Source organism: Caballeronia terrestris, from assembly GCF_001544515.1.
Taxonomy (GTDB): Bacteria; Pseudomonadota; Gammaproteobacteria; order Burkholderiales; family Burkholderiaceae; genus Caballeronia; species Caballeronia terrestris.
Window position 1 is genome coordinate 1 of the sequence record NZ_FCOL02000195.1, and the last position, 3,597, is coordinate 3,597.

Here is a 3,597-nt window from a genome sequence, read left to right on the forward strand (position 1 = left end):
CCATAGGGCACTACGGTAGTGACCTCCGCGCGGAGCGTGCGACCTTGCCAGCTAACAAAAGTAGTGAGCCGGTGGCGCCGATGCCGTCGCGCAACTTCGCGGCGACGCGGCGCGTACTCGTCATCGTTCTCATTTCGTCAATTCTAGTACCATTGTTGTGCATGGCAGGCTATGGATATTTCGACTACCAACGGCGCATTGCAGATGCGCTTAACATCGTAGACCGCCTGACCAGGGTCGCACAGGAACACGCGCTGAAAATAGCGGACCTGAACAACGAAATCGAAACGCGCACTCTCGACCTTCTTGGTGATAGCGATGACCTGAAAATCCGCGGGGATGAGGGTCGCGTGTACAGCAGACTCAATGCAATCGCAAGCGACTACCCACAACTCGCGGCGATATCCGTGTTTGGCAGGAACGGCGACTTGCTAGCGAGCAGCCGCTTCTTTCCCGCGCCACAAGTTTCAGTCTCCGGTCGCGAGGACTTCCGCGCGGCACGCGCGTACGCGCCAAAGCCCTACTTTTCCCTGCCGCTATCAGGGACGGTTATACAGTCGGACGTCTTCACGATGAATATGGCTCGCGTTACCAAAGAGGGAGATTTCCTCGGGGTAGTGTCCATCGCGGTAAGACGTCAATATTTCAGCGATTTCTACCGCGACCTAACCGCCGACAACCCGGCTCTACTAGTCGGCTTGTACCGTCTGGACGGCAACATTCTGGCGAGGCTTCCAGACATAAGTGCGAGTAACAATCCAGCTCCGAATGTCCCCTTCGCTACGACACTGGCGCGCGCAGTTCGAGCAGGTCGCCTTAATATCATTTCCACCGTAGACGGAGTGGAGCGAATTCTGTCATTTCGTCGAGTTGGGGACTATCCCCTTTATGTTGCCAGTGGCTACGCTACCACTGCAATACTAAAAGAATGGCGTAGTCATTTCATCGTTTTAGCAAGCCTCAGTCTTGTGCCCTGCCTTGGACTCTGGTCGTTGATACTCTTCTCGCTTCGTCAGTTGAGGACGGAGCAAGCCGCATGGGAGCACTGGCGCGATGAATGGATAAAACGCGAATCAGCTGAAGCGTCCAGCCGTCAGCTCCGGCGCATGGGGGCGCTTGGCAATCTAGTTGCGAGCGTCGCTCACGACTTCAACAACCTATTGATGGTTGTATCTGCTAATGTGGAACTGGCCACCCGGAAGAACTGTACGAATGTGCATAGGGAAGTCGCAGCGGTAAAGCGCGCAACCGTCGGAGCCGAAGGCCTCGCTCGCCGCCTGATGAGCGTCGCTCGCAAGCAACCTCTTAAGCTTGAATTCCTTGACTTGCCGGCATGGCTTCCGAGTGCAACCAACATCATACAGACGGCGCTCACTGAAAAAATTGAGTTCAGGTTGCATGTGACGCCGGACACCTGGCGTGTCAAGGTGGACGTCACTGAGCTTGAGTCGGCTATCATGAACATCGCGGTCAATGCGAGAGACGCCATGCCTGACGGAGGCGTCTTCTCCGTTCAGTGCCGAAATATCTCTATAACGCGTGCTGAGAAGGCGTTGCCGGTCGGAGAGTACGTGATGATAGCCCTCTCCGATAACGGGCATGGAATGTCGCCGTCGGCCAAGCAGCACGCGTTCGAACCGCTCTTCACCACGAAGGCACATGGTGCCGGCACTGGTCTTGGGCTAGCGCAAGTGATAGCAACATGTGAGCAGTCGGGTGGCACAGCCAAGCTAGAGAGTGAGCCTGGGGAAGGCACAACCCTGTTCCTTTACCTGCCGCGCTACTCTGGGATGGAAGTGACTGAAGAACCGCCGCTGCCCGGGCCCGTTCCTGCGGCTACGCCGGCATCGGACCACGTGCTTATCGTACAAGACAACGAGGAGGTAGCCGCGGGCCTTTGCGCAGTGCTGGAAGTGCTCGGATGTACCGCGCGCCACGAAAGGACAGCCGACGAAGCGCTCGACGTGCTCGTCAGCGGCGCCGTGTTCGATTTCATACTTTCCGACGTGCAAATGCCAGGAAAGATGAGCGGCATCGACCTCGCCGAGAAGGTCAAGAGCATGTGGCCCGCACAAAAGTTCGCGCTTATGACCGGATACGCGAACGAGCTTGAACGTGCAAAACTTGGCGGAATAATCATTCTCGCAAAGCCTTTTAACATTGACGAGTTGCGTGCACTGCTGAGCAGTAGCGGAAAATAACTGCTCAACCGTGAGGCCGACGGTCTGCTGTTTTGCCCTATCCATTCAATAGACGCGGGCTTTATTGGCCGCCGAAGTAAACCTTGCTCATGTCGGTCGCGGAAGCGGGCCAAACCGCTGCACTGGCCCCGGATGTCGACGACCCGCTGACCGCTCGACCGTAACCGGTTGCAGCGCCGCTCGCTCTCGCTGAGACACGCGCCTCGGCAGCTTGGATGTTCGGGATAGCTTGGTCCGTCGCCGCTGCCCGACTCATAGCCCGCCAGTTGGAGTCGATTAAGCTCAGCGCGCACTTTAGAGCGCATTACGGGGAATCGGATTGCTCTTGACTCAGCGAGGCGGAGTCGCGAAATTCCGCAGCAAGGATTCGCAGAGACGGGCAAGGTCACCTATCTCAACGCCTCCAATTGTTGTTGCACGTCTCGAAAGCAGGTACGCGGCCTGCCCTCAAGTCGGCATTTGCTTCGACTAACGTCCTCGAGAAGCCCTGATGTCCTTGGCACGAGCGTCGTTCGGCAATAAGGGAGGTTAAAAACCAAGGCGTTGTACCATATGACCTGTCGGACTAATATGGGCAAGGGAGCGCGACGCAGGCGCTGTCGCGTTGATACACCCCATCCGTGAACCGCCTCCGATTTTTCTGGACAAGAATTTGGGGTAAAAGTGTGTCTGGAAACGGAGTTAACGCGGAATTTCGAGCACCCGGCAGACTCGCTCCAACCCATAAGGCTTGCCGGTGCCAGCGGAGATCGTGCGGCTCATTTCGACGACCTCCGGTTGACCAAAGGGTGTCGGGCCTGCCGCTCCTTGCGCAGCAACTCGTTTTCCATGACCAGCTCGCCAATGCGCCGGGTCGCCTCACCAAGCCTGACCTCTAGCGGATCGCTCTCGCGCTCCTTCAGGCCGGCATCGATACCGGCCAGGTGCCACTCGTGGCACAGCGGCGCGGCCCGAAACCAAGATGCCCGACGCCGACCTGCTGGAGGCCATCTGGGCCGATCTGGCGGCCTCGCCCTTCACCGGTGAAGGCCACCGCAACGTCTGGGCGCGGCTGCGTATGGATAACGGCTCGCAATACACGGCCGACGACTTCCTCAACCAGGTTAAGTTCTGGGGTGTCACCCCAAGCTTCGCCTTCGTCGCCGAGCCGGAAACGAATGGCGTCGCCGAGCGCTTCAACCGGACGCTGAAAGAACAGGCCATTCATGGTCGCGTCTTCAGGAACCTGGAGGAAGTGTGGGCTGCGGTCATTGAGTTCAAGGATCGTTATAACCGCCATTGGCGTCTCGAAAAACTGGGCTTTATGTTACCCCTGGAAGCCCGTCAGGCAGCCACCCTCAAAGAGCCGCCTAAGGCTGTGCTGAAGAAGCGGGGGTTTTCACGGGATCGTCGTTGC

2 protein-coding genes are annotated in these 3,597 nt (G+C 57.9%); both read left to right on the forward strand.

Annotated features, from left to right (window positions below; genetic code table 11):
* Positions 1-80 precede the first annotated feature (80 nt).
* Positions 81-2,201, forward strand: a complete 2,121-nt coding sequence (locus AWB67_RS35075) for a hybrid sensor histidine kinase/response regulator family protein (RefSeq protein WP_087660507.1) — start codon at positions 81-83, stop codon at positions 2,199-2,201.
* A gap of 961 nt (positions 2,202-3,162) precedes the next feature.
* On the forward strand, positions 3,163-3,597 hold a 435-nt coding region (locus AWB67_RS35080), incomplete at its 3' end, for an integrase core domain-containing protein (protein ID WP_143328463.1).